Origin of the sequence: Streptomyces sp. NPDC096152, assembly GCF_044763235.1 — a bacterium.
In the GTDB taxonomy this organism is placed as follows: Bacteria; Actinomycetota; Actinomycetes; order Streptomycetales; family Streptomycetaceae; genus Streptomyces.
Genome location: NZ_JBIWFW010000003.1, coordinates 265,805 through 292,115 on the forward strand (window position 1 = coordinate 265,805; position 26,311 = coordinate 292,115).

Here is a 26,311-nt window from a genome sequence, read left to right on the forward strand (position 1 = left end):
CTATCGGCCCGCGATGGCATCCTGTTCGGGCGGTTCGTCACACTGCGGCTCCGCCAGCAGCAGCCGCTCCAGCGCGGCCCGGTCCGGAAGACCCCGGGGCCGTACGACCTCGCCGCTGCGCACGTACAGGAACGCCGCCGTGACCCGCTCCAGGGGGACGCCGCGCTGCTCGGCCCAGGCGAGGCGGTACACGGCGAGCTGGAGCGGATCGGCGGTGCCGTCGCGACCGGTCTTCCAGTCGACGATCTCGTACGTCGCCGAGTCGCCGTCGCCCTCCTTGTAGACGGCGTCGATGCGGCCCCTGACGACGCGGCCGGCGATCGCCACCTGGAAGGGGGCCTCGACCCGGTAGGGCGTGCGGTGCGCGTACACCGTGCGTTCGAAGGCGTCCTTGAGCATCTCCAGGTCGCGTTCGTCGGCGATCTCGGCGTCGCCGCCGGGCAGCTCCTCCGGCTCCAGCAGGGGCAGCGTGAGCTCTTCGAAGCGGGCCTCCACCCACGCGTGGAATCGGGTGCCTCGGCGCGCGGCGGGTTGCGGAGGGCGCGGCATGGGGCGCGCGAGTTCCCGCGCGAACCCGTCCGGGTCGGCGGCCAGGTGCAGCAACTGCGACGCGGTCAGCGTCATCGGCAGGGGTACGTCCGTGACGCTCTGCCGGGCGCGCCGGAGCTCGCCGGTGAGCGCGTCGAGGTCGCGGTCCCAGGAGGCGACGGCGCGGGCCTCCTCCGGGGTGAGGGACGGGGAGGACCCCGGTGACGCCTGTGACGTGGGTGGTGCGGGTGATGCGGGCCGGTGGCGGGCGGGCGCCGGTACGGAGGGCTGCTCCGGTGGCGCGGCCTGGTGCGGGACCGTCGGGCGGGCGCCCTTCCGCGCATGCGTGGGGGCCGTGTCCTCGGTCGTGGGATCGGCTTCGCCGAGGAAATCGTCCTCGGGGAGGGGCGCTTCGTCCGGGAAGAGGTCGTCTTCCGGGAAGAGGTCGTCTTCCCGGAAGGGGTCGTCGTCGGGGAAGGGCGCGTCCTCGTCGTGGAGCTGTTCGCCGTAGGGCTGCTCGTCGTGCTGATCGCCGTACGGCGGCTCGTCGTCGTCCGGGGGGGTGGGCCAGTCCGGGTCCTCGTGGGTGTCCGGGGCGTGTGTGGCTGCCGGGTGGGCGCCGGCGCGGGAGACGAGCCGGTCGAGGTGGGCGAGAACCGTCGCGGCGGCGGCGCGGCGGCGGGCCAGAGCGGCCTCGTCCAGGGGCAGGGGCCAGACCTGGTCGGCGGCCGCCCGTCGCAGGGCGGGGTTCTCCTCGTCCTCCCCGGGCTCGTCCGCCCAGGCCTCGATCTCGCCGTACCCGGCGGCGCAGTGGTCGTACAGGGCCTGGAGGAAGTCGGACGGGCCGCGGGGCTTCTTCTGGCTGGGGCCCCACCAGTGCCCGGAGCCGAGGAGCAGGGAGCGGGGGCGGGTGAAGGTGACGTAGCCGAGGCGGAGCTCCTCGGTGTGCTGGTGCTCCTTCATGGCCTCGTGGAAGGCCTTCATGCCGCGGGAGTCCCAGGACTCGACGTCGGGCAGGGTGTCCGCGTCGCCGCGCAACGCGTGCGGCAGGACCTTGCCCTGGGCGGTCCACTTCTCGCGGCCCTGGCCGCTGGGAAAGGTACCGGTGACCAGGCCGGGGACGGCGACGACGTCCCATTCCAGGCCCTTGGACTTGTGCGCGGTGAGCACCTTGACGGTGTTCTCGCCGCCGGGCAGCGCGTTGTCGAGGCCCTTCTCGTACTGGGCGGCGGTGCGCAGGAAGCCGAGGAAGGCCAGCAGGGTCGCCTCGCCGTCGCCGGCGGCGAAGGAGGCGGCGACGTCCAGGAAGTTGGACAGGGTCTCGCGGCGGCGGGCGGCCAGCGCGTGCGGGGACGCGGACAGTTCCACTTCGAGGCCGGTGACGGCGAGGACCCGGTGCAGGACGTCCATCAGCGGGTCGGACAGGGAGCGGCGCAGGTCGCGCAGCTCCTCGGCGAGCCGGGCGAACCGCACGCGCGCGGCCGTGGAGAACGGCAGCCCGTCGTCGTCCCCGCCGCCGTCCAGCGATGCCCCCAGGAAGGTGTCGAGCGCGTCGGCGAGCGAGATCACCTCGGCCGGGTCGACGCCCTCGACCGCTTCGGCGAGCCGGCGGTCCGGGTCGTCGCCGGCGTCCACGCGCGCGTGGGCGACGAGCCGCCTCGCCCGTCGCCCCAGGAGGGCGAGGTCACGGGGGCCGATGCGCCAGCGCGGGCCGGTCAGCAACCGGACCAGGGACGCGTTGGCGCCGGGGTCCTGCAGGACCTCGCATACGGCCACCAGGTCGGCGACCTCGGGCAGGTGCAGCAGCCCGGACAGGCCGACCACCTCGACCGGGACGTCCCGCGCGACCAGCGCGCCCTGGATCTCGGCGAAGTCGCCGGCCGTCCGGCACAGTACGGCGATCTCGCCGGGCGCCTTCCCCGCGCCGACGAGGTGGGCGATCGAGTCGGCCACCCAGTCGATCTCCTCGGCGTGGGTGCGCAGCAGCGCGCAGCGCACCAGGCCGTCCCGTTCGGCGCCGGGAGCGGGACGGAGGGCCTCCACGCCCGCGTGCATGGCGCGCAGGGGCTCGGCGAGGCCGTTGGCGAGGTCGAGGAGGCGGCCGCCGCTGCGGCGGTTCTCGCTGAGCGCCCGGCGGGTGGCGGGGCGGCCGTCGGCGTGCGCGAAGTGCTCGGGGAAGTCGTCGAGGTTGGCGACGGAGGCGCCACGCCAGCCGTAGATCGCCTGGCAGGGATCGCCGACGGCCGTGACCGGATGGCCGGTGCCGCCGCCGAAGAGGCCGGCCAGCAGGATGCGCTGGGCGACCGAGGTGTCCTGGTACTCGTCGAGGAGGACCACCCGGAACTCGTCGCGCAGGGTGCGGCCGACCTCGGGGAGCCGGCCGAGCCGCGCCGCAAGGGCGATCTGGTCGCCGAAGTCGAGCAGGTCCCGGTCGCGCTTGGCGGCCCGGTAGCGGAGCACCAGCTCGGCCAGCGCGCGGCGGGCGGCGGCCGTCTCGGGGACCTTGCGCAGGTCGGCGTTGGTGAGCTTGGCGCTCTCCAGGGAGTGGAGCAGGCCGGCGTCCCAGGCGCGAAGCTCCTCGGGGCGTACGAGGTGCTCGGACAGCTCGGCGTCGAGGGCGAGGAGGTCGCCGACCAGGTCCGCGAACGAGCGGGTGAGCGCCGGGTACGGCCCCGGGGCCTCGCGCAGCACGCGTGCGGCGAGCTGGTAGCGGGTGGCGTCGGCGAGCAGCCGGGCGGTGGGTTCGAGTCCGATGCGCAGGCCGTGGTCGGTCAGGAGCCGCCCGGCGAACGCGTGGTACGTGGAGATCACAGGCTCGCCCGGCGGGTGGTCCGGGTCGATCGCGTCGGGGTCGGTGACGCCGGCCTTCACCAGCGCCTTGCGGACGCGCTCGGCCAGCTCGCCGGCGGCCTTGTTGGTGAAGGTCAGGCCGAGGACCTGCTCGGGGGCGACCTGCCCGGTGCCGACCAGCCAGACCACGCGGGCCGCCATCACGGTCGTCTTGCCGGATCCGGCGCCGGCCACGATCACCTGCGGGGCGGGCGGCGCGATGACGCACGCCGTCTGCTCCGGGGTGAAGGGAATCCCGAGGAGCTCCTTGAGCTGCTCGGGATCGGTGATACGGGCTGGCACGTCAGAGAGGCTAGCGGCGCCCACTGACAGCACGTGCCGAGCGGCCGCCGAGGGACCGCGGAGGCGCAGGTCACCCCGTGGGGTGCGGTCGGTCACAGGGGCCGCGAGCGTCCACTCGACGACGGCGACAGCGGCTTGCGGCGGCGCACGGTCACTCGACGACGAGGCGCGGCTTCTGGGAGGCGCCCGCTCACTCGACGAGGGCGGAGCCCGGCTTCCTGAGGCGCCCGCTCACTCGACGACGTGGTGTCCTTCCGGCCGCGCGCTGCACGAGGCCCGGAACGCGCAGTGCGCGCAGTGCTGCCCGGCGGTCGGTGTGAAGCGTTCGTCGAGGACCTTTCCGGCGGCGGTGGCCAGCAGATCGCCGACCCACTCGCCCTCAAGCGGCTCCTGCGCCTGCACCTTCGGCAGGGCCTCGCCGCCGTCCCGTTTCGCCGCGCCCTGGCGCAGCTGCACGAGTTCGGCGCCGCCCGGCTCGGGGCGCCGCCCGTCGAAGACCTCGTCCACGGCGCCTTCGCGGACGGCGAGCTGGTAGACGGCGAGCTGCGGATGGCGGGCTACCTCGGCGGAGGTGGGTGCCTGCTTGCCGGTCTTGAAGTCGACGACGTAGGCGCGGCCGTCGCCGTCGGTCTCGACACGGTCCATGGAGCCGCGGATGCGGACCTGGTGCTCGCCCGCCTCCAGGGCCACGTCGAAGTCGTGCTCGCTGGCCACCGGCGTCCGGCCGGCGCGCTCCAGGACGTGCCACTCAAGGAAGCGTTCGAGCGCCACGCGCGCGTTCTCCCTCTCCTGCGCCGACTTCCACGGCGCGTCGAAGGCGAGCGCGTTCCACACCGTCTCCAGGCGCTCCATGAGGACCGCGAGGTCGGCGGGGGTCCGTCCGGAGGCGACCTCGTCGGCGAGGACGTGCACCACGTTGCCGAAGCCCTGGGCGGCGGTCGCGGGCGTGTCTGCCTTCACCTCGCGGCCGAGGAACCACTGCAGGGCACAGGTGTTGGCGAGCTGGTCGAGGGCGCTGCCGGAGAGCACGACGGGCTGGTCGCGGTCGCGCAGCGGCGCCCTGCTCTCGGTCGGCTCGGCCATGCCCCACCATCGGTCGGGGTGGGCGGCGGGCACCAGCGGGCGGCCGTCCTCGTCGGCGAGCGCGGCGAGCCGGGCCAGCCGGTGCGCGGCGGCCTCCCGGAGGGTGTCGGAGACCTGGGGGTCCACCGTCGTGGCGCGCAGTTCGGCGACCAGTGCCGCCACGGCGAGCGGGCGGCGCGGGCGCCCGGTGACGTCCCTGGGTTCGACGCCGAGTTCGGTGACGAACCGGGAGGGCTGGTCGCCGTCGTCGGCGGGGGCCTTCACCGCGGTCACCACGAGACGCTCACGCGCGCGCGTGGCGGCCACGTAGAACAGGCGGCGCTCCTCGGCCAGCAGCGCTCCGGGGGTGAGCGGCGCGGCGAGTCCGTCGCGGCCGATGCGGTCGGCCTCCAGCAGGGAGCCCCGGCGCCGCAGGTCCGGCCAGAGGCCCTCCTGCACACCGGCGACCACCACCAGGCGCCACTGGAGCCCTTTGGAGCGGTGCGCGGTCATCAGGCGTACGGCGTCGGGTCGCACGGCGCGCCGGGTCAGCGTGTCGGCGGCGATGTCCTGTGCCTCGATCTCCTCCAGGAAGTTCAGGGCGCCCCGGCCGCCGGTGCGCTCCTCCGCTCGGGCCGCCGTCGCGAACAGCGCGCAGACGGCGTCCAGGTCCCGGTCCGCGTTCCGTCCCGCGGCGCCTCCGCGGCGGGCGGCCCGCTCCAGGCGTCCGGGCCAGGGGGTGCCCTCCCAGAGGTCCCACAGTGCCTCCTCGGCCGTACCGCCGCCCGCGAGGCGCTCCCTGGCCTTCCTGAGCAGCGCGCCGAGGCGCTGGGCGCCCCGCGCGTACGCGGGGTCGTGCGCGACCAAGCGCTCCGGTTCCGCGAGCGCCCGTGTGAGCAGCTCGTCCGAGGGCGGCGGCAGGAGGTTGCCCGCGGTCCGCTCCTCCTCGCGCAGCGCGCGGCCCAGACGGCGCAGATCGGCGGCGTCCATCCCCGCGAGGGGGGAGGCGAGGAGGGTGAGGGCGGTCTCGGTGTCGAGCCAACAGGTGTCGGGGGCGGGCTCGGGTTGCGGCTCGGGCTCGGTTTCCAACCCGGGCCGGGGTTCCGACCCGGGCTCGGTTTCCAACCCGGGCCGGGGTTCCGACCTGGGCTCGGGCTCGATTTCCGACTCCGGCTCGGATACCGGCTCCAGTTCGGGTTCCGGCCCGGACTCGGGGTCGGGCTCGGACTCGGGCTCGGGCTCGCGTGCCGACTCGGACCCAGGTTCCAGTTCGGGCTCCGGCCCGGGTCCGGGTGCCGATGCGGACGCCGGTATCGATGCGGGTTCGGGTGCCGATGCGGGCCCAGGTGCCGATGCGGGTGCGGCTGCTGGCCGCGACGCCTCCGCCGTCGCCACCGCCCGCAGTGCCGTCAGCAGCGGGGCCACCGCCGGTTCGTGGCGCAGTGGCAGGTCGTCGCCGTCGACGTCCAGGGGCACGCCGGCGGCTGTGAGGGCACGCCGGACCGCCGGGATCGTACGGCCGCCGGCGCGGACCAGGACCGCCATCTCACCCCACGGGACGCCCTCCTCCAGGTGGGCCCGGCGCAGGATGTCGGCGATGTTGTCCAGCTCGGTGCCGGGCGTCGGGTACGTACAGACCTCGACCCGGCCGCCGTCGCGGACCGGCGTCAGCTCCCGGTGGGCGCGCACCTTGTCGGCCGGGAGGCGGGTGAGGGGCATCCGCTGGGTCAGCAGCCGGGTCGCGGTCAGCAGCGCGGCGGCCGAGCGGCGGGACGTGCGCAGCACCCGCACGGGCGCGGGGCGGCCGTCCGCGCGCGGGAAGGCCTGGGGGAACTCCAGGACGCCGTTCACGTCCGCGCCCCGGAAGGTGTAGATCGACTGGTCGGGATCGCCGAAGGCGAGCAGGGTGCGGCCGCCACCGGCGAGGGCGTGCAGCAGCCGTACCTGGGCGGGGTCGGTGTCCTGGTACTCGTCGACGTAGACCGCGTCGTACTGGGCGGCGAGGCGCTCGGCGATCTCGGGGCGGCGGGCGAGGAGCACCGCGCGGTGGACGAGTTCCGCGTAGTCGAGGACGCCCTGCAGGTCGAGCACGTCGAGGTACTCGGCGAGGAACGCGGCGGCGGCCTGCCAGTCGGGGCGGCCGATGCGCCGCGCGAAGGCCGCCAGGGCGTCGGGGCCGAGGCCCAGTTCCCGGCTGCGGGCGAGGACCGCGCGCACCTCGTCGGCGAAGCCGCGGGTGGTCAGGCAGGCGCGCAGTTCGTCCGGCCACCGCACGTGCGCGAGGCCCAGCCGCTCCAGGTCGACCTGGCCCGCGAGCAGGTCGCGGACGGTCACGTCCTGTTCGGGACCCGACAGCAGTCGCATCGGCTCCACGAACAGCTCGCTGTCCTGATGGGCGCGGACCAGGGCGTAGCAGAACGAGTGGAAGGTGGTCGCCCGGGGCGCGCGGGCCGCACCGGTGCGTGCGGCCATGCGGTCGCGCAGCTCGACGGCCGCCTTGCGGCTGAACGTCAGCACGAGGATCCGCTCCGGGTCCCCGCCACGGGCGATGCGCGCGGCCACGGACTCCACCAGCGTGGTGGTCTTGCCGGTGCCCGGACCCGCGAGGACGAGCAACGGACCCCTCTCGTGGTCAACCACGGCGCGCTGTGCGGCGTCAAGACGAGGGGGGTCCTGTCGGGCCGGTGCGGTACGCACCAGTCGGTAAGCGCCACGGTTCCCCTGTCGCACCTGGGGGTGCGACAGGCGCCTGGTGGAGGAAGAGGAACTCACGTGGTTCGCCGGTCCTGGTGGGTGTGCTGCTGTCGGTCACTGCCGGCGCGCGGCGCCGACGGGCGGCCGGGCCGCCGGATGGGAAGGGCGGTGGCCGCGGGATGAGGGGGACACGTGGAGCAGACGCTACGCCGACCGCCGACGCGGAAGCAGGGCTTCCCCTTCTTCCCTCCCGGCTCTCCGGTCCCGTGTGTCCCTCGACTCACGAACGTACGGCATGGCGCGGACGTGCCCCGATTCCCTCGTACGGGCCACGGGCTCCCCGCGACCCCGTCCGATGGCGGAAGCTGTCAGGTGTGACGCTCCGCACGTTGGCCGCCGTCCCAGCGGGCCCGCTTCATGTCGATGCGCGGCACGTGGCCTTCGGCCGCCCTGCTCGCCTCCTTCAGGGGCGTGCCCTCGGCGCGGTAGTGGTCGAGCGCACGCAGTTCGTGCCCGGGGAGCAGGACGCCGTCGGCGCGGACCACACGCCACCACGGGACGGGTCCGCCGTAGAGGGCCATCACCCGCCCGACCTGACGCGGTCCGCCCTCCTCCAGCCATTCGGCCACGTCCCCGTACGTCATGACGCGGCCCCGTGGAATGAGCTCGGCGACCTCGAGGACCCGCTCGGCGTACTCGGGCAGGGCCCCCAGGGCCCCCAGGGGCTCCAGGTGCTCCAGGTGCTCCTGGGGGCCGTCGTCGGCAAGGCTCTCGTCGCTCATCCGACCCATCCTGCCGCACCGCACCGACACCGTGACGTGGTCGTTACCGTGCGTGGCCTTCGCCCCGGAGCGGCGCTTCGGGCAGACTGTGCGCCCCCGCATTTGCACCCTGATGCCCCCGTGTGTCGGTGGGGCATGCCACCATCGTGCGGGCGGTGACCGGTGATACGAGACCAAGAAGAGACCATGAAGCAGCAGGGTGTGCACCCCGACGACGCGGAGGGCACCTCTGGGGTCTCGTCGCGCCCGGGAACCGGCGACACGGACGGCACGCGGACGGGCGACCGGCCCGGCGGGACGGTCCGGGGGAGGTCCGAGGCCCGGTCCGAGGAGCCAGACCGCAGGAAGTCGGGAACCCGATCCGAGGAGACGGCCCCGGGGAAGCCAGAGCCCCCGTCCGAGGAGCCGGCCCCCGGGAAGCCCGGCGCCCGGTCCGACACGACGGACCGCAGCAAGCCCGAGGCCCGCGGCAAGGCGGAGAAGCGGTCCCGCGAGTTCGCCGATGTGACGCACATCGACGAACTCGAAGGGGACGAACCGCTGCTCCCCGCGCGCGTGCACCGTCCCTCGGACCTGATGCGACTGCTGGTGGGCCTGCTCGGCATCGTCGTGCTGCTGGCGATCGCCGCGTTCGCGCACGGCACCACCTCGGGCCTGGAACAGGACATCAACAAGGGCACCGGACAGGCGCCCGACCTGCTGATCAAGATCGCCGGACTGGCGTCGAGCATCGCGATCCTGCTGGTGCCGGTCGCCTTCGCGATCGAACGGTTGATCAAACGGGACGGGCTGCGCATCGCCGACGGCGTGCTCGCGGCCGTCCTCGCGCACGGAGTGACACTCGCCACCGACCTGTGGGTCGCCAAGGCCGCGCCCGACTCGATCCAGGAGGCGCTCACCCAGCCCTCCCCGGGCGACATCCACGCCCTGACCGACCCGGTGCACGGCTATCTCGCCCCCGTCATCGCGTACATGACGGCGGTGGGCATGTCCCGCAGACCGCGGTGGCGCGCGGTGCTGTGGATCGTGCTGCTGCTCGACGCGTTCTCGATGCTGGTCACCGGCTACACGACACCGTTCTCGATCATCCTGACAGTGCTCATCGGCTGGACCGTCGCCTACGGCACGCTGTACGCGGTGGGCTCGCCGAACGTGCGCCCCACCGGCCGGACGCTGATGGCGGGACTGCGGACCGTCGGTTTCCACCCGGTGAGCGCGGCCCGCGAGGAGGCGGCGGAGACCGCCGACAACGGCGACCGCGGCCGGCGCTACTTCGTCACCCTGGAGGACGGCCCACCGCTGGACGTCACGGTCGTCGACCGCGAGCAGCAGGCGCAGGGCTTCTTCTACCGCGTCTGGCGCAACCTCACGCTGCGTGGCTTCGCCACCCGCAGCAGCCTGCAGTCGCTGCGCCAGGCCCTGGAGCAGGAGGCCCTGCTCGCCTACGCGGCCATCGCGGCCGGCGCTCACGCGCCCAAGCTGATCGCGACCTCCGAACTCGGCCCCGACGCCGTGATGCTCGTCTACGAGCACACCGGCGGGCGCACACTCGACTCGCTGGCCGACGAGGAGATCACCGACGAGTTGCTGCGCCACACCTGGCAGCAGGTGCGGGCGCTGCAGTCGCGGCGCATCGCGCACCGCAGGCTGGCGGGCGACGCGATCCTGGTGGATCGTTCCGGCAGGGTGATCCTCACCGATATGCGCGGCGGCGAGATCGCGGCCGGCGATCTGCTGCTGCGCATGGACATCGCCCAGCTGCTGACCACGCTCGGCCTCAGAGTGGGCGCCGAGCGGTCCGTGTCCTCCGCGGTCGGCGTCCTGGGACCCGACGCGGTCGCCGACTGCCTGCCGATGCTCCAGCCCATCGCACTGACCCGCAGCACCCGCGCGACCCTGCGCAGGCTGGGCCGGGAGCGTGCGCATCGGGAGCGCGAGGCGGTTCTGGAGGCGTCCCGGCAGGCCAAGCAGGCGCGGCTGGAACAGGCCGCCGAGGAGGCCGGGACGGTACCGGAGAAGCCGGACAAGAAGACCGTGCGGGCCGAGGCGCGGGCGGAGAAGCGGGCCATCGACGAGGCCATGGACGAGGCCCGCGAGGAGGATCTGCTCACGCAGATCCGGCACCAGGTGCTGCGGATCAGGCCGCAGGCGCCGGTCGAGCCGGCCCGGCTGGAGCGGGTGCGGCCGCGCACGCTGCTCAGTTTCATCGCCGGCGCCATCGGTGCGTACTACCTGCTGACGCAGCTCACGCACATCGAGTTCGGCACGCTCTTCGCCCACGCGCAGTGGGGTTGGGTGGGGGCCGCGGTGCTGTTCTCGGCGCTCAGCTATGTGGCGGCGGCGATGGCCCTGCTGGGGTTCGTGCCGGAGCGGGTGCCGTTCCTGCGGACCGTGGCGGCGCAGGTGGCGGGCTCCTTCGTGAAGATCGTGGCGCCCGCCGCGGTCGGCGGGGTCGCCCTGAACACGCGATTCCTGCAGCGGGCCGGGGTACGGCCCGGACTGGCCGTGGCGAGCGTCGGCGCCTCGCAGCTCTTCGGGCTGGGCTGCCACATCCTGATGCTGCTGTCCTTCGGCTATCTGACCGGCACCGAGAAGACGCCGTCGCTGTCGCCGTCCCGCACGGTCATCGCGGGCCTGCTGACGGTCGCGGTGCTGGTCCTGGTGGTCACGTCGGTGCCGTTCCTGCGGAAGTTCGTCGTCACGCGCGTACGGTCGCTGTTCGCGGGGGTCGTGCCGCGCATGCTGGACGTGCTGCAGCGGCCGCAGAAGCTGGTCACCGGCATCGGCGGGATGCTGCTGCTGACCTTCTGCTTCGTGATGTGCCTGGACGCGTCGATCCGGGCGTTCGGCGACACCTCCACCTCGGTCAGCATCGCCGGCGTCGCCGTCGTCTTCCTGGCGGGCAACGCGCTCGGTTCCGCCGCCCCGACGCCGGGCGGGGTGGGCGCGGTCGAGGCGACCCTCACGGTCGGTCTGATCGCCGTGGGCCTGCCCAAGGAGGTCGCCGCCCCCGCGGTGCTGATGTTCCGGCTGCTGACCCTGTGGCTGCCGGTACTGCCGGGCTGGCTGGCCTTCAACCATCTGACGCGCAAGGGCACCCTGTAGGGCGCCGGGCACGGGCGTATCCATCCCGGACGGTGCGGGCCGTAGCCGGGATGGCGGGTACCCCGGAGGGCCGTACTCGGACTGACCGCCCTTACCCGGGACGGCCCGTACTCGGACTGCCCGCCCTTACCCCGGACGGCCCGTATCCCAGACGGTCCTATCCCAATCCCAGACCTCCGTACCCCGGACGGCCCACGTCCCGCGCGGGTTGCCGCCCGCGGCGTGAGGATGAAGGTATGCAGAACCCCCGCGGGCCGCGCACCGCCGTCCTGACCACAACCGCCCTCCTGCTGTCCTCCGCGCTGGCGGGCTGCGGCGGAGGTACCGGAGGCGGGGACCCGTCGACGCAGCAGCTCACCTGGAAAGACTGTCCCGCCCCCTCCGCGTCGGAGGGCGGCGGCTCCGCGCCGTCGCCGCTGCCGAACGGCGGCAAGTGGCAGTGCGCCACCATGAAGGCGCCCCTGGACTGGAACAAGCCCAACGGCGACACCATCGACATCGCGCTGATCCGGGCCAGGGCCAGCGGTCCCGGCGCCCGCATCGGCTCGCTGATCTTCAACTTCGGCGGCCCCGGCGGCTCCGGCGTCAGCACCCTCCCCGCGGTCGGCCAGGACTACGCCAAGCTGCGCACGCGCTACGACCTGGTGAGCTTCGACCCGCGCGGGGTGGGCCGCAGCGCGGGTGTGAAGTGCGAGAGCGACGCCCAGCTCGACCGGTACTTCCAGCAGGACGCGACGCCCGACGACGCCGCCGAGCGCACCCGGTTCCAGAACAACACCAAGCAGTTCAACGCGGGATGCGAGAAGAACTCCGCGAAGGTCCTCCCCCATGTGCGCACCACCGACGCGGCTCGCGACATGGATCTGATGCGCCAGGTGCTCGGCGACCCCAAGCTGTACTACTTCGGCATCTCCTACGGCACGGAACTCGGCGGGGTGTACGCCCACTTGTTCCCCCAGCACGTGGGCCGTGCCGTCCTGGACGGGGTCGTGGACCCCACGCAGAACCCCGAGCAGAGCTCGCTCGGCCAGGCCGAGGGCTTCCAGCTCGCCCTGGACAACTTCGCGCGGGACTGCGTCTCCAAGAGCACCCCGTGCCCGATCGGCAGCACCCAGCAGGACGTCGAGAAGCGCATCGCCAAGCTGCTGGAGGGTCTCGACGCCAAACCGATCGCGGGCATCTTCCCGCGCCGGCTCACCCAGACCGCCGCGATCAACGGCATCGCGCAGGCCCTGTACTCCAAGGATCTGTGGAGCGCCCTCACCCAGGGCCTGCAACAGGCCTACGCCGGTGACGGCAAGATCCTCATGCTGCTGTCCGACGCGATGAACGGCCGTAGCGACAACGGCGAGTACAGCAACATCACCGCCGCGAACGTCGCGATCAACTGCGCCGACCAGAAGCAGCGTTACACCGCCGGCTACGTCCAGCAGAAACTGCCCGAGTTCCGGGCCGCCTCCCCGCTGTTCGGCGACTTCCTCGCCTGGGGCATGCTCAGCTGCGCCGACTGGACGGTACCGGGCGCGGCCGATCATCCCGACGTGAGCGCGCCCGGGTCGGCGCCGATCCTGGTCGTGGGCAACACCGGCGATCCGGCGACTCCCTACGCTGGTGCGAAGAGGATGGTGGACGCGCTGGGCAAGGGCGTCGGCGTGGAACTGACCTACAAGGGGCAGGGGCACGGCGCGTACGACAGCGGGAACAAATGCGTGCAGGACACGGTGAACCGCTACCTGCTCGACGGAAAGGTGCCCGCCGCCGGAACGGTCTGCTCCTGACCCTCACGAAAATTGCGACAAAAAACCAGGTAAAGCGGTTATCGGTTATCGGTTATCGGTTATCCACAGGCTTCCACGGCTTTCTCCCGATCCGCCTACGATGGCGTGACCGATCACCGTGACACAACCGCGGGGAGCTCGTGAGGGGAGTGCGGGCGGACAACGCGCCCTCTCTTGCCCTTCTTCCCCCTTCTTCCGTCGTAACCTCTCTTGCCGTGGTGACCGTCTCTCCCGTCCCGCCCCGCTTTACCTGTCGGGCCGGTAGGGCCCGGCGGACCCGAGGGACCGGAGGGGCCGGGCGGCCCCGGGGAACCCTGCTCGACGCCACCCCCCTGAAGCTCGATGCGCCGTGCCCGGAGTTCGTCGATCCGCTGTTGGTGGGCGACGAGCAGTGCTGACTGCGCGACGATCGTGACAGTCAGCACTGCGCTGAGCACAAGGCGGCGCCGTGGGCCGCGCCACGCCTCGTTTACGCTTCTCACGTTATTCCTTACGCTGTGTGACGATGAAAGCGCTCAAGGCGCCACTCGGAGGCGCCGGGCTCGGGCCGGCCGGCGCCTCCCGGCCCTCGGCCAAGCGGGGACGCCCTCCGCGGATGTGTCACCGGGGGGGGCTTGTCGGCCGCCCTGTCGGCCGCCCGGTGACGAGGGGCACGACTGCCATGACGGCAGCCGATCGCCAACAGCCCTCGACCGTCGGCCGACCACCCGCACCGGGGCAGCGATCCGGCCGACACCTCGCGCCGGCGCGGTTCACCGGAGGGGCTGCCTGCACTGCGATCGAGCCCATCCCGCTGTGCAAGGACTGAACATCTTCAGGATTTTGACGGAGGACAGCTCGGCTCCGGCGGGGCGACGGCATCCTGGCCGTTCTGGCCGTCCTTCCCGTCCTTCCCGTCATTACCGTCCTTGCCGTCCTTCCCGTCTTTCCCGTCCTTGCCTGGCGGGCCGACGGGTCCCCCAGGTCCGGGAGGACCGGACGGCCCGGACGGGCCGGGGGGACCGGGCTCGAGGTGCTCCTGGAAGTCGATGGGCTGTGTCTGCAGACTGTCGATCTGCAATTGCTGGGCTACAAGTGCGGCCGACTGCACCACCAGCGCGACGGTCAGCACTGCGCCGAGCACAAAAGGGCGCCGCGGGCTACGCAGCGCTTCAATCACGCTTCTCACATCGTTCCTCACGTTCTGTGATGGCGAAAGCGTAAGGGACGAGGGCTCCGGGGGGCGGAGCGCGTCGAGAGTCTGTCCTGCGATTACCCCGGAAGGGCGAGCAAGGCACCGGAGCCGACAGGTGGGCGGCCGAGCGGCATGATGACCGACGTGGCCAACACCGCCGCCTGCGCCCCAGCCGGAGACCGGTCCGTCCCTGAGCCGTGCGAGCCCAGCCAACGTCGACCGACAACGACGGAAGCCCACGGCGTCTGAACTGGTCAGAGCCGTGGGCTTCGTGAGTCCCGCTGGTCGGCGAGACGGACGGATCGAGCCTTTCGCCCGAGCGGCAGTCACGTTTCCTGCTTGACGTGGCGCGAGCACACGCGCAGCGGCGACACGTCGGCGAGGCCGCAGCCGCACTCCTGGAGGCCGAAGCCCTGGCGCCCGAGCAGATCCACGACCACCACTTGGCCCGCGAAGTCATCCGCGACCTGATCCAGCTCTCAGACCCTCGCATCCCCGAGTCACTGCGCGAGCTGGCCGAGCGGAGCCCTGTCAGCTAGACCGCGTCCGGGCGATCTTGTAATGGAGTCGTTGGGAGGGGAGCCGGTCTACTGGTCAGAAGGGATGGCTGGGAGAGTGACGGGCGCCGCCCCGCGGTGAGGACGGCGCCCACCTCGGCCAGACGGCACGTGCCATACGGGCCGGTGGGGCGCCAGGACAAGACTGTGACGGGACCCTTGGCCGGGCTCCTATGAGGTCACCGGCGCTCGACCGGCCGCGTGCATAGCAGCACCGCCCAGCCGGCCGACGATTCCTGGAAAGGACAGCCCGAAGCGTCAATCGTTCGGTGGGTCAGGCCGCCGAGCGGTGCCACGACCAATCCTCACAGTCGTTCGTACAGTGGCGCGCTCCACCTTGACGCCCCTGAACCACGCCCGCTCCACGGTGTGTGGGTCGACGGCAGACGGGATGGGAGCTGGGGTGAGTGGTGGGCGGGTGCGAGTGAGATCATCGCGTCTTATCGGGTTGCCAGCAACTGAGTTCTTCGACAGGAATTTCCATCCCAGAGAAGATCGGAGTAATAGTGAGAATTCTGTTTTGGTGTATCGGTACGGTGCTCCTGATCGCCGCCTTTTTCTGCGTTGGGCTTGCGAATACTGCCTGGCACGACCGCAAGAACATGTCGTCGGTCGACCCTGCGAAGCACAGGAGTTACTCGCGCAAGATCGCGATATGGATCGTCATTGGGTTTCTGTGTCTCGCGCTGATGTGGTTCGTATTTGGTCTGTGAGAAATCAGGCTGGTTCAAGGGTAGGGGTGACAGTATGAGGTGCCAGCCTGCCGCGTGGGCCGCGTTCGATCTACGCGGTTGGCGCACTGCTGTTGTCATGCGGGCTCATGTCAACCCACCGCAGTTTCCTGACACCAACGGCTGACACCAACAACGGCGGACGGGCCCGGTCGAGCGCGGCCTCCAGCGGTCGGCAGGCCGTTGCCGGGCAGGGATCACTCCAGCTTCCAGGTGCACTGTGATCGACCTGATAAGGATGAGGTCAGACCTCAAAGCCTTCACCTCGTACGGGCGCCGTCCTCACCGCGGGGCGGCGCCCATCGCCTTTGCCCGGTCGATACAGTGCGGCACACATATGGGGAGGGATCATGACGCCTGACGAGAAAGAGCGTGTCTGGCACGGAGCCATAGGAGCAGCGCAGAACGAGGACATCGACGGGCTCCGCGCGTGCGTCACCATGCGAGTGTTCGACCCCAACCGCCTCGACCAGCGGGGCAGAACACTCCTTCATCACGCTGTGGAAGCCGAGGTCGAAAGGGCTTGGTCTGAACGCGAAGGGCGAGCGCATGTGGACTGCACCGCATACCTGCTGACCGCTGGCGTGGACTTCACCATTCGCGATCAGGCTGGCCAGACACCTGCCGACATCGCGTCCGAGTCTGGTCACTGGCTTGCGGAATCATTGCTCTGTAAGTGGGCTCAGCTTGACACTGCGACACCCCCCGCATGGGCCGTCTCTGGGCCGTGCGGGGGTGCTCAACAATGACAGATGACGACAGTCGACGACGGCTCTTCCCCTGCTCAGGGGGGTGCTTCGGACGCCGGCGCAGGTGCTCATCCGTGAAGCAGAGTTGAGGAAGACCAGATCGACACCGTGACCCCAGACGCACCGCCCTCAGCAGCAAACGGGCCTCAGACACAGAATCAGAAGAACCGTGTGCGACCTCGGAGATAAGAGCACGCGGGCCGCGACGGTAGTGTCCAGGCTGAGCACGTAGGACATCAGAAGCAGAGGACAAGGCATGCAGGCCGCAGACTGGTACGCCCTCGGGTTGTGCGTTGGAGTCGGCCTCTTGCTGGTCATCGCTCGCTTGGTGATGTCCGGGAACCGGATCCACTGGCGAAACAGCGCATGGTGGGAACGGAGCTACGTCGCCGTACTCACAATCTTTGCGCTCTCCGAGACGGACAAAGTCATCCGGATCGTCATGACGGTGACCGCAGTCTGTGCTGCCTACGCCCTTGGCCGGCGGAAACCATCGCGCCCATAGTTCGCATCGAGGGCCCACGCCGCGGTGGCCGTGCCACGCTCGCGCCAGAACGGACGGGGACTCACGGGGAACCAGGGTCCGTGGGGGCGAGTTCGGCCGACTCTGGCCAAGACAGGGAATCGGCAGGTCAAACCCGTGACCGCCCAACCTCGCTCCTTTTAAAGCGGGTGTCACTTAGCTGGATTCTCTCCTGGGTCCAGAACTTGCGACAATTCGGGCCATTTGACACGCCGCTCAAGTCGTGAGCGCCGCCGGCGCAGCACACCTTCAGATCCGGAGACCTCCTTCAGGATCATGATCGCCTGATCGGCGGCCTTTTCGAACTCACTCCGGCAAGTCCAAAAAACGCTGCACCCATGACATGACACTAAGCGCTGCGCATGTCGCGTTGCGGATGGCGCACCGGCCGAGGCATCGCGGCCACCTTCCAGCCGCTGTTCGGCATGGGTTGGTAGGGGGGCTCGCTGACATCCAGGCCTGACATCAACGACAGCGGACAGCAGCGGTCGGGTGCGTTCCTCGACGGGACCTACCCGGTTGGTCAGACAGTCTGGAGACGCCTGGGATCGAACTCCTAATGCGGTGGTCAACGCGAGTGCTGCACAGCGACACCACCGCCGAGGTCCCCGACGCTGACGCTCCTCAGGTGAGATCCCTGCCGCCACTGGCCTCGATCAGCCAAGACAGCGAACCGCTGCCGAATGGCCAGCCGGTGGTGGCCACCTCAACCCAGCCGTTGCCCGCCTCGTCTGACCCTGCGTCCCACCACCACCAGCTGCGGTCGTCGCCCATGCCCTCGCCGGTTGGGTCGAAGTAGTAGAGCCAGCCTGACAGTGTCCAAGGTCCTTGGCTGAAGTCCGCCTTCTGCTCGGGCGTCATCGCCTGCCACTTCCGGAGCCAGGCCCGGGCGTCGAACGACGGTCCAGCCCCCGACTCCGCGTGCTCCGGTGCACAACGCTGCACGAACCAGGCCGGCAGCAGCTCCGACCACCGCTCGAAGGCGGGCCAGTCGTCCGTCCGCTCGACCACACTCGTCAGCACAGCACGGGCATCCGCGATGACCTGTGTCGGGTTCTCGGCGGTGAACTGGACCCGCACGAGAAACGGCCTCTGTTCGCTGTCCTCAGATCCGAGCCCGGACCGAAGACGCCGAAGCTCGTCCTTGATGATCTCCACGGCGAAGAAGTGTGCACTGACACCGGCTTCGTCACACCTTAAAAAGGCAGTCGAATGCGTGTCGAAGTCGGCATGCGAGGCTACGGCAGACCGTACAACTGACCAGGTCACTGGCCCACCGCGGGCAAACCAGAAGTGCGCCTTCTAAGCTCCCAGTCTCCCTGAGCGTCATGATCTAGCCATGGATGAGTACGCGTGGCCCACGGACCCTGAAGCGTCGGCCGCGGACACGGTGCAGGAGAGCTGGGCGGCAACCGTCGCGGCCCTGCCGGCAGGGGCCCGGATCACCGGCGAGGTGATCGGTCGCCGGCCCTTCGGGGTCTTCATACGTATAGACGGCGTGCCGAACGCCATAGCGCTAGCGGAGATCACGGCCATGCCGCACGGGATGGACCTCCCGGCCCTCGGGGCCTTCGTAAGTGGGGAGGTCCTCTGGCACGCCGACCACAACTACCAGGTCAAGGTCCGGCTCGATGAGTGGCGGGCAGCCAACGAGTGATCATTCCTGGGCCGTCTCTGGGCCGTCCGAGGTCGCTCAGTGACGACCGGTGACGACTACTAACGACAGTAGTCCAGGTCGAGAGCCGCAGGTCACCCGATTGGATCTGCGACATTGGTACCGCCATGCCTAAGCCCGGAGAACTGAACTCACACGCTCCGAAACGGCCAAGCACTGGCCCATCCGGCGTTCAGCCTGGCCGTGCCACATCCGTGCCAGGTTGGGCGGGGAGTCACGGGGAACAGCGGGCAACGAGCCACCAGCGTCGAGGTGCTCCACCCCGCTCTCCCGCAGGTCAGAAGCCCAACCGCCCCTAAGGCACCCAAGCTTCCCAAGCTGAGGTCCCACCAGGACACGGAGGTGGGCCAGTCAGGCCGGCCAACGTCATGGACGATGAAGGATGAGGGCCCCAACAACGGGCCGCTGACCGAGCAGGTCCTTGCATGGCTGGTCACCGCCAAGGGACGCGCCACCCCGATTACCGTCGACGCGCACGGACACGTAGACGACGCCGAAAGCGCCGATCGCCTCATCCCGTCTGGGGAGGAGTGAAGCGATCCCCACCGGGTGCGTGTCTAACTGCGTGACGACGCCGACGCACAACGGCGGACACGCACGGACGCCCGCGAACCATCGCCGCAGATCGGAAACGAAGCAGGTCGAGGTTGAGCGCCCGACCAAGTTGCTTCGGGACGAAGAGGTCGTGCCACCAACTCCCGGTGACCCCAGCCGAGGCAGGCGATGTCAGAGCCCGATGAGAATGTGTCCGTCATGGAGACACCCAGTGCCTCGGACAGCGGGGATGACGAGCACGCCGTGATTGCCCACTTCCGGCTTGCCGCTGACGGTTTCGGCGACGCCGACCAGCGGGAGCAGGTCTACGGCGCTGAGGAGGTGATGGCAGCAGCGATCGATGAGGCCGGGGTCGGGGAGTTCGACGGCAACGAGTTCGGCGCGGGCGAGGCCGTGCTCTATGCCTACGGACCGAATGCAGACGCTCTCTTCAAGGTCATGGAGCCGACGCTGCGCGGTCTGCCATTCCGGCCGGCACACGTCGTCGTCAGGCGTGGCGACAGTGCGTCCCGCATCGACCTATAAGCCCGCGAGACAGCTACGAGGAGGGGCGCGGTCCGGCAAAGCCCGGGCCGTCCCTGGGCCGTCCGAGGGCACCCGATGCCGACCGACAACGACAGAAGCCCACAGCATCTGAGGAGTTCAGAGCCGTGGGCTTCCTCAGCCTCGCTGGTCAGCGAGGCCCGTGATCAGTAGACCGGCTTGTGGGGTTCGATCTGGTTGACCCAGCCGATGACGCCGCCGCCGACGTGGACGGCGTCGGCGAAGCCGGCGGACTTCAGGACGGCGAGGACTTCCGCACTGCGGACACCCGTCTTGCAGTGCAGGACGATCTTGCGGTCCTGCCGCAGGTTCTCCAGGGCGGTGCCCATCAGGAACTCGTTCTTCGGGATGAGGCGGGCGCCCGGGATGGAGACGATCTCGTACTCGTTCGGCTCGCGGACGTCGATGATGTCGATGCTCTCGCCGTCGTCGATCCACTCCTTGAGCTGCTTGGGAGTGATCGTCGAGTCGGCGGCCGCCGCCTGGGCCTCCTCGGAGACGACGCCGCAGAAGGCCTCGTAGTCGATGAGTTCGGTCACGGTCGGGTTCTCGCCGCAGACCGCGCAGTTCGGGTCCTTGCGGACCTTGACCTGGCGGTACTGCATCTCCAGGGCGTCGTAGATCATCAGGCGGCCGACCAGCGGCTCACCGATGCCGGCGAGCAGCTTGATCGCCTCGTTGACCTGGATGGAGCCGATGGACGCGCACAGCACGCCCAGGACGCCGCCCTCGGCGCAGGAGGGGACCATGCCGGGGGGCGGGGGCTCCGGGTAGAGGCAGCGGTAGCAGGGGCCGTGCTCGGACCAGAAGACGGACGCCTGGCCGTCGAAGCGGTAGATCGAGCCCCACACGTACGGCTTGTTCAGCAGCACGCACGCGTCGTTGACCAGGTAGCGGGTCGCGAAGTTGTCCGTGCCGTCGACGATCAGGTCGTACTGGCTGAAGATGTCCATCACGTTGTCGGCCTCGAGCCGCTCCTCGTGAAGGACCACGTTCACGTACGGGTTGATGCCCGTGACCGAGTCGCGGGCGGACTCGGCCTTGGAGCGGCCGATGTCGGACTGGCTGTGGATGATCTGGCGCTGCAGGTTCGACTCGTCGACCTCGTCGAACTCCACGATGCCGAGCGTGCCCACGCCCGCGGCGGCCAGGTACATCAGCGCCGGCGAGCCCAGGCCGCCGGCGCCCACACACAGCACCTTGGCGTTCTTCAGCCGCTTCTGCCCGTCCATCCCGACGTCGGGGATGATCAGGTGGCGGGAGTACCTGCGGACCTCGTCTACGGTGAGCTCGGGGGCCGGCTCGACCAGGGGTGGCAGCGACACGGGGACTCCGTTGGTCGGTCAGTCATTACGGTTGGTCTCCACGTAACATTGCCACGGCCTTTTTCATTCCGAGACACCCGTTCCGACCCGCGAGACGATTTCGTCCCAGTAGCCGGGCATGGTCTCCCAGGGGTCGGCGTGGCCGCCGCGGCCCGTGCGGTCGGTGAACCAGACGGTCGCCGCGCCCTGCCACCGGGCGATCCGCAGCGCCTCCTCCAGATGCCCGCGCGGGACGCCGTGCACGAAGTGGCAGAAGCGCTCGGGCGGATGGTCGGCGGTCCACTCGGCCACCTGTGACCAGCGGTAGTCGCTCCAGGAGCCGGAGAAGGTGACCAACTGGTCGGCGTACTCGGCGTAGCCGGGGTGGGGATGAGTGCCGTGGCCGAGCACGATGTGGGGGTCGTCACAGAGCGCGCGGAGCGTGGCGACCGCGCGGCGTGTCTCGGGCAGGGCGGTGCGGTCGGTCGGGCAGCGGTCCAGCAGGAAGCCGTCGATCCGGTACCACTCCAGGTACCGGTGTGCGTCGGCGACCAGTTCGGCGAAGGGCCGGGCTCCGCGCGCGGCGTCGAGATGGCCGAGGACGCGTACGCCCCCGTTGCGCAGGCGCCCGGCCGCCTCGAGGCAGTGCGGGTCGGGGCGGACGCCGGGGCCGCCGGCGACGTTGAGGACGACCCAGTGCAGGGGTGCGCCGGGCCGCGACAGCTCGCCCCACTCTGCCGGGGCGAGCAGGGGGTGGGCGCAGCCCGGTACGCCGAGGCCGGTGCGGACGTCGGTGCCCGGGGTGCCCGGCGGAGTGCCCGGTGGCGTGCTGATCAGATACGACATGCCGCCTCCATCCAGATGTCGGCCAGGGATTCTTCGAGGTTGATCCGGGGGCGCCAGCCGAGCCGGTCGCGCGCGGTGCGCACGTCGGCCTGCTGCCAGCTTCCGCAGCCGTCGGGGTACGGGTACGCGACCGGGGCCGGGTGGTCCGAGTCGGGGCGCGGGTGGCCGATGCCGGCCCTGAGGTGGGCGCCGGGCGGGCCGTCGAGCTCGTGCAGGGCACCGCCGTATCCGGCCACTCGGGCGAGCACCGCGGCGGCGTCGCGGAGCCGGACGGCGCGGCCGGAGCCGATGTTGATGACGCCCTGCGCCGCGGACAGCGAGGCGGCGTGGACGGCGCGGGCCACGTCGCGGACGTCGACGAAGTCGCGCTGGACGCCCAGTCCGCCGAGCTTGAGCTCGCCGTCGCCGGACTGCATGGCGCGGCGCATGGCCTCGGCCAGGCGGCCGAGCGGGGAGCCGGCGGGGGTGCCGGGTCCGGCGGGCGAGAAGACGCGGAGCACGACGGCGTCCAGGCCGGAGCCCAGGACCAGCTCGGTGGCGGCGAGCTTGCTGACGCCGTACGGGCCGCCGGGGCGGGGCACGGCGTCCTCGGCGGTGGAGGAGCCAGGCTGGCTCGGGCCGTACTCGGAGCTGCACCCGATCTGCACCAGCCGGGCGCCGCAGCCGCTGCGGCGCAGGGCCTCGCAGACGGTGGCGACGGCGACGGTGTTGTGCCGGGTGAGTTCGCGGGCGCCGCCCCGGGTGGTACCCGCGCAGTTGACGACGACCCCGGGGTGGACCGCGTCCAGGAAGCGGGTGAGCGCGCCGGGACTGCCCGTGGCGAGGTCGAAGCGGACGTCGGCGTCGTCGCCGCGGCCGAGCGCGGTGAGCTGGACCGCCGGGTCGGCGAGCAGGCGGTCGGCGACGAAACGGCCGAGGTATCCGTTGGCTCCGATCAGCAGGACCCTCATCGGGCGGCTCCCGGGGTGTGCGCTCCGGTGGCTCCGGATGCTCCGGATGATCCGGATCGGGAGGTGGTCATCTGGTCTTCTCCTTCAGGGGGTGGTGCGGTTGGCTCCGGCGGTGGGGCCGGTGCCCGCGGCCGGCCCGGAGGCCGGCTTCTGCCTGCGGCTCGCGCCCGGCGGGTACGGGCGCCGCCCGGGGCCCGCCGGGGGCGTGCCGTGGGCGGCCGCGGGTGCGCGGGGCCGGCCGTGTGCCCGTCACGGCCGGCCCTCCGCTCCCGCGTGGGCCGAGGCCCGGGTCAGTGCGTGCGTCGCGTGAACGAGGAGGGCGAGGGCCACGGCTCCGCAGGCCAGCGCCGGGATGCTGCCGGGGCCGAGGGCGACCACGAGGCTGTCGACCGGGACGGCCAGGACGTCGCAACCGGGGAGGCGGGCGGCGAAGACCGTGGCGAGGGCCGTGGCCTCGACCGTGGCCGCGACGGCGAGGGCGGCGGCCGGGGCGCGGGTGACTCCGTGCGCGGCGAGGAGACGGGCGAGCAGCAGCAGGGCGCCCAGGGCGAGGGCCTGGGCGTAGCCGGCGGACTCGCGCAGGGCCGCGCCGCTCGCGGCGAGCAGGGCCGCGAGGGCGCAGAGGAACAGGCCGAACGTGCCGAGCAGCAGGGGCCGTACGGAGGTGGCGAACTCCTCCAGGCCGCGGCTGGCCGAGAGCTTGCGCCGGGCGCGGGCGGTGAAGAGCCGGGCGGTCCAGAGGGCCGGGGCGCAGGCCAGGGTGAGGGCGAGCACGGGCGCGGCGGTCACGGGCCAGGGGCCGCCCGCGGTGCCGTCGGGCAGTCCGTCGGGGCCCCCTTCCACGGCCACCGCGAGGAGACCGTCGCCGAGCAGGGCATAGGCCACGAGCCAGCAGGTCCAGGCGCGCGTGCCGGGCGTGTTCGGGCCGGCCGGCGCGCTGCTGCCGGTGCGCCGCGGAGCGCTCAGCGGGCCCCGGCGCAGCGCGGCGCGCAGGGCGAGGGCCACGGCGAGTGCGCCGGCCGCGGCAACGACCCAACGCGTGCGGCCCCCGGTGAGGCGCAGCCCGGTGAGGGCCGCCGCGCACAGTACGCCGGGCAGCAGGCCGAGCAGGGTCCGGCCGATGCCCGGCCGGGGTTCGGCGGCGGGTTCCGGGCGCGGGGGTTCCTCTCCGTCGCGGGGGATGCGCGCGTACATCTCCTCGGCGAGCGAGAAGACGTCCCGGTGGCGGAATCGGGCGGCGGTCCGGTCGGTGACGCCGTGCGCCTCCAGACCGGCGGCGATCTCCAGGGGGTCGACGGCCCGCTCGCACAGTTCGCGGTGCCGGTGCATCAGCGTCTTGACGGGGTCGGCGGCACCGCGCCGGACGGCGGTGACCGCTCCCACGCTGCCCACGGCGCCCGCCGCCTCGGGGGCAACCGCCCCCCCGGTGCCCGCCGCCGCGGGCGCGCCGCGGTCGGAGGCCGTGCGCGCCGTGCGCGCCAGTGCCGTGTGCGCCGGTGGTGTGTGCGCCGGTGGTGTGTCGTGGAGCGCGCCGGGGTCGTCGTCGCTCGGCCGTGGCTCCGTCTCGTCGAGCCATCGCAGCGACCGCGCGTCCCAGGCGCCGGGGCTGGTGGGGGTGCCGGGGTGGTCCAGTTCTCCCGTGCCGCTCATCGGACGGCCTCCCGCACGCTCGTCGCCGGAGCCGTCGCCAGGGCCGGGACGGTGGGCTGCGGCGGTGCGCCGGCCGGCCGTCCGGGGGCGTCCTGGGCCGCGACGGGGGCGGCGGTTCCGGTCCAGTGGCCGGGCACACGGGCCTCGGCCGGGGCGGCGAACGGCAGGGGGTCGCCGCTGTCGTCGAGGAGGACGTGCCGCATCGGGTTGTGCGAGACGATCTCCAGGTAAATGCCGTGAAATGCCGCGATGTTCTGCTCGACGGTGAACAGTTCGAGCGCGCGGGCGCGAGCCGCCGCCCCCAGGCGCGCACGGCGCTCGGGGTCGCGCAGCAGTGTCACGCACGCCTCGGCGAGCGCCCGCGGATTGCGCGGGGGAACGACGAGTCCCGTGCCGCCGATGACCTCCACGACGGCGCCGGCGTCCGTGGAGACCGTCGCACGGCCGCAGAACATGGACTCGACGAGGCCGACCGGGAAGCCCTCGACGACGCTCGACAGGACGACCACGGCGGCCGAGGCGTACACAGCGGCCTGCGTCGGGGCCTCCGGGCCGCCGACCTCCTCGAAGGAGACGGGATTGTCGCCGACGGTGTGCGGTCCCTCGGCCTCGTCGGGGAAGAGCTGGGCGGCCAGCGCCCGGCAGTGGCCCAGGTACGCGGACCCCTCCGGACCGGCCGCCGCGCCCACGATCCGCAGGCGCGCCCTCGGCTGCTCCCTGCGCACCTCCGCGAAGGCGTGCAGCAGGGACACCAGGTCCTTCGCGGGCTCGACCCGGCCGGACCACACCAGCGTGAGCGGGTCGGCGGCCTCGGGCGACTCGCCGGCCTCGGCGAAGGGGGCGGCGTCCATGCCGGGATGGACCGTGCGCAGCCTGGCGCGGTCGGCGCCGCAGCGCTCCTGCCAGCGGCGGGCGTGCGCGTTGCCGTGGGTGACGACGGCGGCCTGCCGGTAGACCTCGGCGGCGAGCCTGCGGTGGAAGACGGCGAGCAGGGCGCGCACGGCGGGCGCGGTGCCGTCGGCTCCCGCCGCCAGGTAGTGCGAACGCACCTGCACGCCGTACTCGGTGACCAGCAGCGGGACCCCGCGGAAGTGGCGGGCGAGCAGTCCGGGCAGGGCCGCCGTGCCGCCGGCCGCGGTGTGGCAGACGTCGGCCGCGCCGAGGCCGTCGTCCTCGTACCAGTCGAGGGAGAGGGGGCGCAGGGCGCGTTCCAGATGCGCGGCGACCGCGAGCAGGTCCGGTACGCGGGCCTCGCGCGCCGCGCGCTGTGCGCCGGGCGCACGACAGGCGTTCTCCAGCGCGCGGACGGCGGCTTCCGAGCGGAGGGCGCCCACCAGTCCGCCCTCGTCGCGGGCGAGTTCGGCGAGCCCGTACAGCGCACTGGCGAAACGGTCCGCCTCGTCATCCGGGCCGCCCCCGTGCACCGCCGTGCCGAGTTCGTCGTCGCCGGTGGCGGACGGGGTGGCCCCCGACCCGCCGATGGCGGTGGCGGTGGCGGACAGGACGGCTGCCAGCTCGCCGTAGCACTCGGCGAAGCGCCGGCGCGCGCGGCGCCCGTACACCACCCCGTCGTCGTCGGCCGTCCAGCCGGGCGCGGTACGGACCCCGACGACCTGCGGCGGCAGCGCGACCCAGCCCTCGTCCTCCTGCTGCCGGCTGCGGCTGAGCGCGTAGACGTCGAACTCGTGCTGAGCGAGCCCGCGCACGAGCCGCTCGCACCACAGTCCGGCGTCACCGCTCACATACGGGTAACCACCCTGTGTCACCAGTCCGATGCGCACGCGTACACCCCCGATCTCTCCCGGTGTGGGGAGCCGCCGTCGCACCGGCGGCTCGCAGCGGGAAGAAGGTATGCGGACATGGCGGTGGGGGGGGGGGGCGGGGGTGGGGGGGGCCCCCCCAAAGGGGGGCCGGCGGGCAAATAACAGCGGGGGGGGGGTGGCGGGGGGGGGGGGGGAAAAAAAACAAACAAA

The 26,311-nt window shown here is 71.9% G+C and carries 17 protein-coding genes; 7 read left to right on the top strand and 10 right to left on the bottom strand.

The annotated features are described in order from the left end of the window. From ACIQ9G_RS11440 to ACIQ9G_RS11450, 3 genes are all read right to left on the bottom strand, one after another. Window positions 1-3,660: a UvrD-helicase domain-containing protein gene (locus ACIQ9G_RS11440; protein WP_403608265.1), complete on the bottom strand. Its 3,660-nt coding sequence runs from the start codon at window positions 3,658-3,660 to the stop codon at window positions 1-3. Window positions 3,661-3,891: 231 nt separating this feature from the next. Further along, window positions 3,892-7,494: a UvrD-helicase domain-containing protein gene (locus tag ACIQ9G_RS11445; RefSeq protein ID WP_403608266.1), complete on the bottom strand. Its 3,603-nt coding sequence runs from the start codon at window positions 7,492-7,494 to the stop codon at window positions 3,892-3,894. A gap of 290 nt (window positions 7,495-7,784) precedes the next feature. Next, complete coding sequence (locus tag ACIQ9G_RS11450) at window positions 7,785-8,198, bottom strand: MGMT family protein (protein WP_403608267.1); 414 nt, start codon at window positions 8,196-8,198, stop codon at window positions 7,785-7,787. Between the two features lie 186 nt (window positions 8,199-8,384). Between ACIQ9G_RS11450 and ACIQ9G_RS11455 the strand changes: the two genes are divergently transcribed. Both ACIQ9G_RS11455 and ACIQ9G_RS11460 read left to right on the top strand, forming a co-directional pair. After that, window positions 8,385-11,303, top strand: a complete 2,919-nt coding sequence (locus tag ACIQ9G_RS11455; protein ID WP_403608268.1) for a lysylphosphatidylglycerol synthase domain-containing protein — start codon at window positions 8,385-8,387, stop codon at window positions 11,301-11,303. 236 nt (window positions 11,304-11,539) lie between these two features. Further along, a complete protein-coding gene (locus ACIQ9G_RS11460) occupies window positions 11,540-13,081 on the top strand; it encodes an alpha/beta hydrolase (protein ID WP_403608269.1) in 1,542 nt (513 codons plus the stop codon). An 814-nt stretch (window positions 13,082-13,895) separates the two neighbouring features. Here ACIQ9G_RS11460 and ACIQ9G_RS11465 read toward each other — a convergent pair. Beyond that, window positions 13,896-14,240, bottom strand: coding sequence for a hypothetical protein (locus ACIQ9G_RS11465; RefSeq protein WP_403608270.1), 345 nt, complete (start codon window positions 14,238-14,240; stop codon window positions 13,896-13,898). Window positions 14,241-14,599: 359 nt separating this feature from the next. On the opposite strand from ACIQ9G_RS11465, the gene ACIQ9G_RS11470 reads away from it, so the two are divergent. Then, window positions 14,600-14,794, top strand: coding sequence for a hypothetical protein (locus ACIQ9G_RS11470; protein WP_403608271.1), 195 nt, complete (start codon window positions 14,600-14,602; stop codon window positions 14,792-14,794). A gap of 1,099 nt (window positions 14,795-15,893) precedes the next feature. Then, the gene (locus tag ACIQ9G_RS11475; protein WP_403608272.1) at window positions 15,894-16,292 is read left to right on the top strand and encodes an ankyrin repeat domain-containing protein; all 399 of its coding nucleotides are present in this window, start codon (window positions 15,894-15,896) and stop codon (window positions 16,290-16,292) included. A gap of 1,147 nt (window positions 16,293-17,439) precedes the next feature. Here ACIQ9G_RS11475 and ACIQ9G_RS11480 read toward each other — a convergent pair. Next, window positions 17,440-17,973 (bottom strand): hypothetical protein, encoded by a 534-nt coding sequence (locus ACIQ9G_RS11480; protein ID WP_403608273.1) that lies wholly within the window; start codon window positions 17,971-17,973, stop codon window positions 17,440-17,442. A gap of 181 nt (window positions 17,974-18,154) precedes the next feature. On the opposite strand from ACIQ9G_RS11480, the gene ACIQ9G_RS11485 reads away from it, so the two are divergent. The 3 genes from ACIQ9G_RS11485 (at window position 18,155) to ACIQ9G_RS11495 (ending at window position 19,570) form a co-directional block, all read left to right on the top strand. Further along, window positions 18,155-18,472 (top strand): hypothetical protein, encoded by a 318-nt coding sequence (locus ACIQ9G_RS11485; protein ID WP_403608274.1) that lies wholly within the window; start codon window positions 18,155-18,157, stop codon window positions 18,470-18,472. Between the two features lie 393 nt (window positions 18,473-18,865). Next, the gene (locus ACIQ9G_RS11490) at window positions 18,866-19,024 is read left to right on the top strand and encodes a hypothetical protein (RefSeq protein ID WP_403608275.1); all 159 of its coding nucleotides are present in this window, start codon (window positions 18,866-18,868) and stop codon (window positions 19,022-19,024) included. Between the two features lie 219 nt (window positions 19,025-19,243). Then, a complete protein-coding gene (locus tag ACIQ9G_RS11495; protein ID WP_403608276.1) occupies window positions 19,244-19,570 on the top strand; it encodes a hypothetical protein in 327 nt (108 codons plus the stop codon). A gap of 164 nt (window positions 19,571-19,734) precedes the next feature. On the opposite strand, the gene moeZ is transcribed toward ACIQ9G_RS11495, so the two are convergent. From moeZ to ACIQ9G_RS11520, 5 genes are all read right to left on the bottom strand, one after another. After that, complete coding sequence (gene moeZ, locus ACIQ9G_RS11500) at window positions 19,735-20,913, bottom strand: adenylyltransferase/sulfurtransferase MoeZ (protein ID WP_403608277.1); 1,179 nt, start codon at window positions 20,911-20,913, stop codon at window positions 19,735-19,737. Between the two features lie 63 nt (window positions 20,914-20,976). Beyond that, the gene (locus ACIQ9G_RS11505) at window positions 20,977-21,738 is read right to left on the bottom strand and encodes a spherulation-specific family 4 protein (RefSeq protein WP_403608278.1); all 762 of its coding nucleotides are present in this window, start codon (window positions 21,736-21,738) and stop codon (window positions 20,977-20,979) included. Then, a complete protein-coding gene (locus ACIQ9G_RS11510; RefSeq protein ID WP_403608279.1) occupies window positions 21,726-22,688 on the bottom strand; it encodes an NAD-dependent epimerase/dehydratase family protein in 963 nt (320 codons plus the stop codon). The genes ACIQ9G_RS11505 and ACIQ9G_RS11510 overlap by 13 nt, the downstream gene beginning before the upstream one ends. 249 nt (window positions 22,689-22,937) lie before the next feature. Beyond that, on the bottom strand, window positions 22,938-24,338 hold the full coding sequence (locus ACIQ9G_RS11515) for a hypothetical protein (protein ID WP_403608280.1): 1,401 nt from the start codon (window positions 24,336-24,338) through the stop codon (window positions 22,938-22,940). Further along, window positions 24,335-26,119, bottom strand: a complete 1,785-nt coding sequence (locus tag ACIQ9G_RS11520; RefSeq protein ID WP_403608281.1) for a DUF3492 domain-containing protein — start codon at window positions 26,117-26,119, stop codon at window positions 24,335-24,337. The genes ACIQ9G_RS11515 and ACIQ9G_RS11520 overlap by 4 nt, the downstream gene beginning before the upstream one ends. Window positions 26,120-26,311: the final 192 nt, after the last annotated feature.

What these genes read in the sequence shown, in the direction of transcription:
- ACIQ9G_RS11455 (WP_403608268.1), top strand. Translation starts at nt 8,385, where the DNA reads ATGAAGCAGCAGGGTGTGCACCCCGACGACGCGGAGGGCACCTCTGGG.
- ACIQ9G_RS11490 (WP_403608275.1), top strand. Translation starts at nt 18,866, where the DNA reads ATGAAGGATGAGGGCCCCAACAACGGGCCGCTGACCGAGCAGGTCCTT.
- ACIQ9G_RS11515 (WP_403608280.1), bottom strand. Translation starts at nt 24,338, where the DNA reads ATGAGCGGCACGGGAGAACTGGACCACCCCGGCACCCCCACCAGCCCC.
- ACIQ9G_RS11510 (WP_403608279.1), bottom strand. Translation starts at nt 22,688, where the DNA reads ATGAGGGTCCTGCTGATCGGAGCCAACGGATACCTCGGCCGTTTCGTC.
- ACIQ9G_RS11495 (WP_403608276.1), top strand. Translation starts at nt 19,244, where the DNA reads ATGGAGACACCCAGTGCCTCGGACAGCGGGGATGACGAGCACGCCGTG.
- ACIQ9G_RS11475 (WP_403608272.1), top strand. Translation starts at nt 15,894, where the DNA reads ATGACGCCTGACGAGAAAGAGCGTGTCTGGCACGGAGCCATAGGAGCA.
- ACIQ9G_RS11485 (WP_403608274.1), top strand. Translation starts at nt 18,155, where the DNA reads ATGGATGAGTACGCGTGGCCCACGGACCCTGAAGCGTCGGCCGCGGAC.
- ACIQ9G_RS11460 (WP_403608269.1), top strand. Translation starts at nt 11,540, where the DNA reads ATGCAGAACCCCCGCGGGCCGCGCACCGCCGTCCTGACCACAACCGCC.
- ACIQ9G_RS11505 (WP_403608278.1), bottom strand. Translation starts at nt 21,738, where the DNA reads ATGTCGTATCTGATCAGCACGCCACCGGGCACTCCGCCGGGCACCCCG.
- ACIQ9G_RS11450 (WP_403608267.1), bottom strand. Translation starts at nt 8,198, where the DNA reads ATGAGCGACGAGAGCCTTGCCGACGACGGCCCCCAGGAGCACCTGGAG.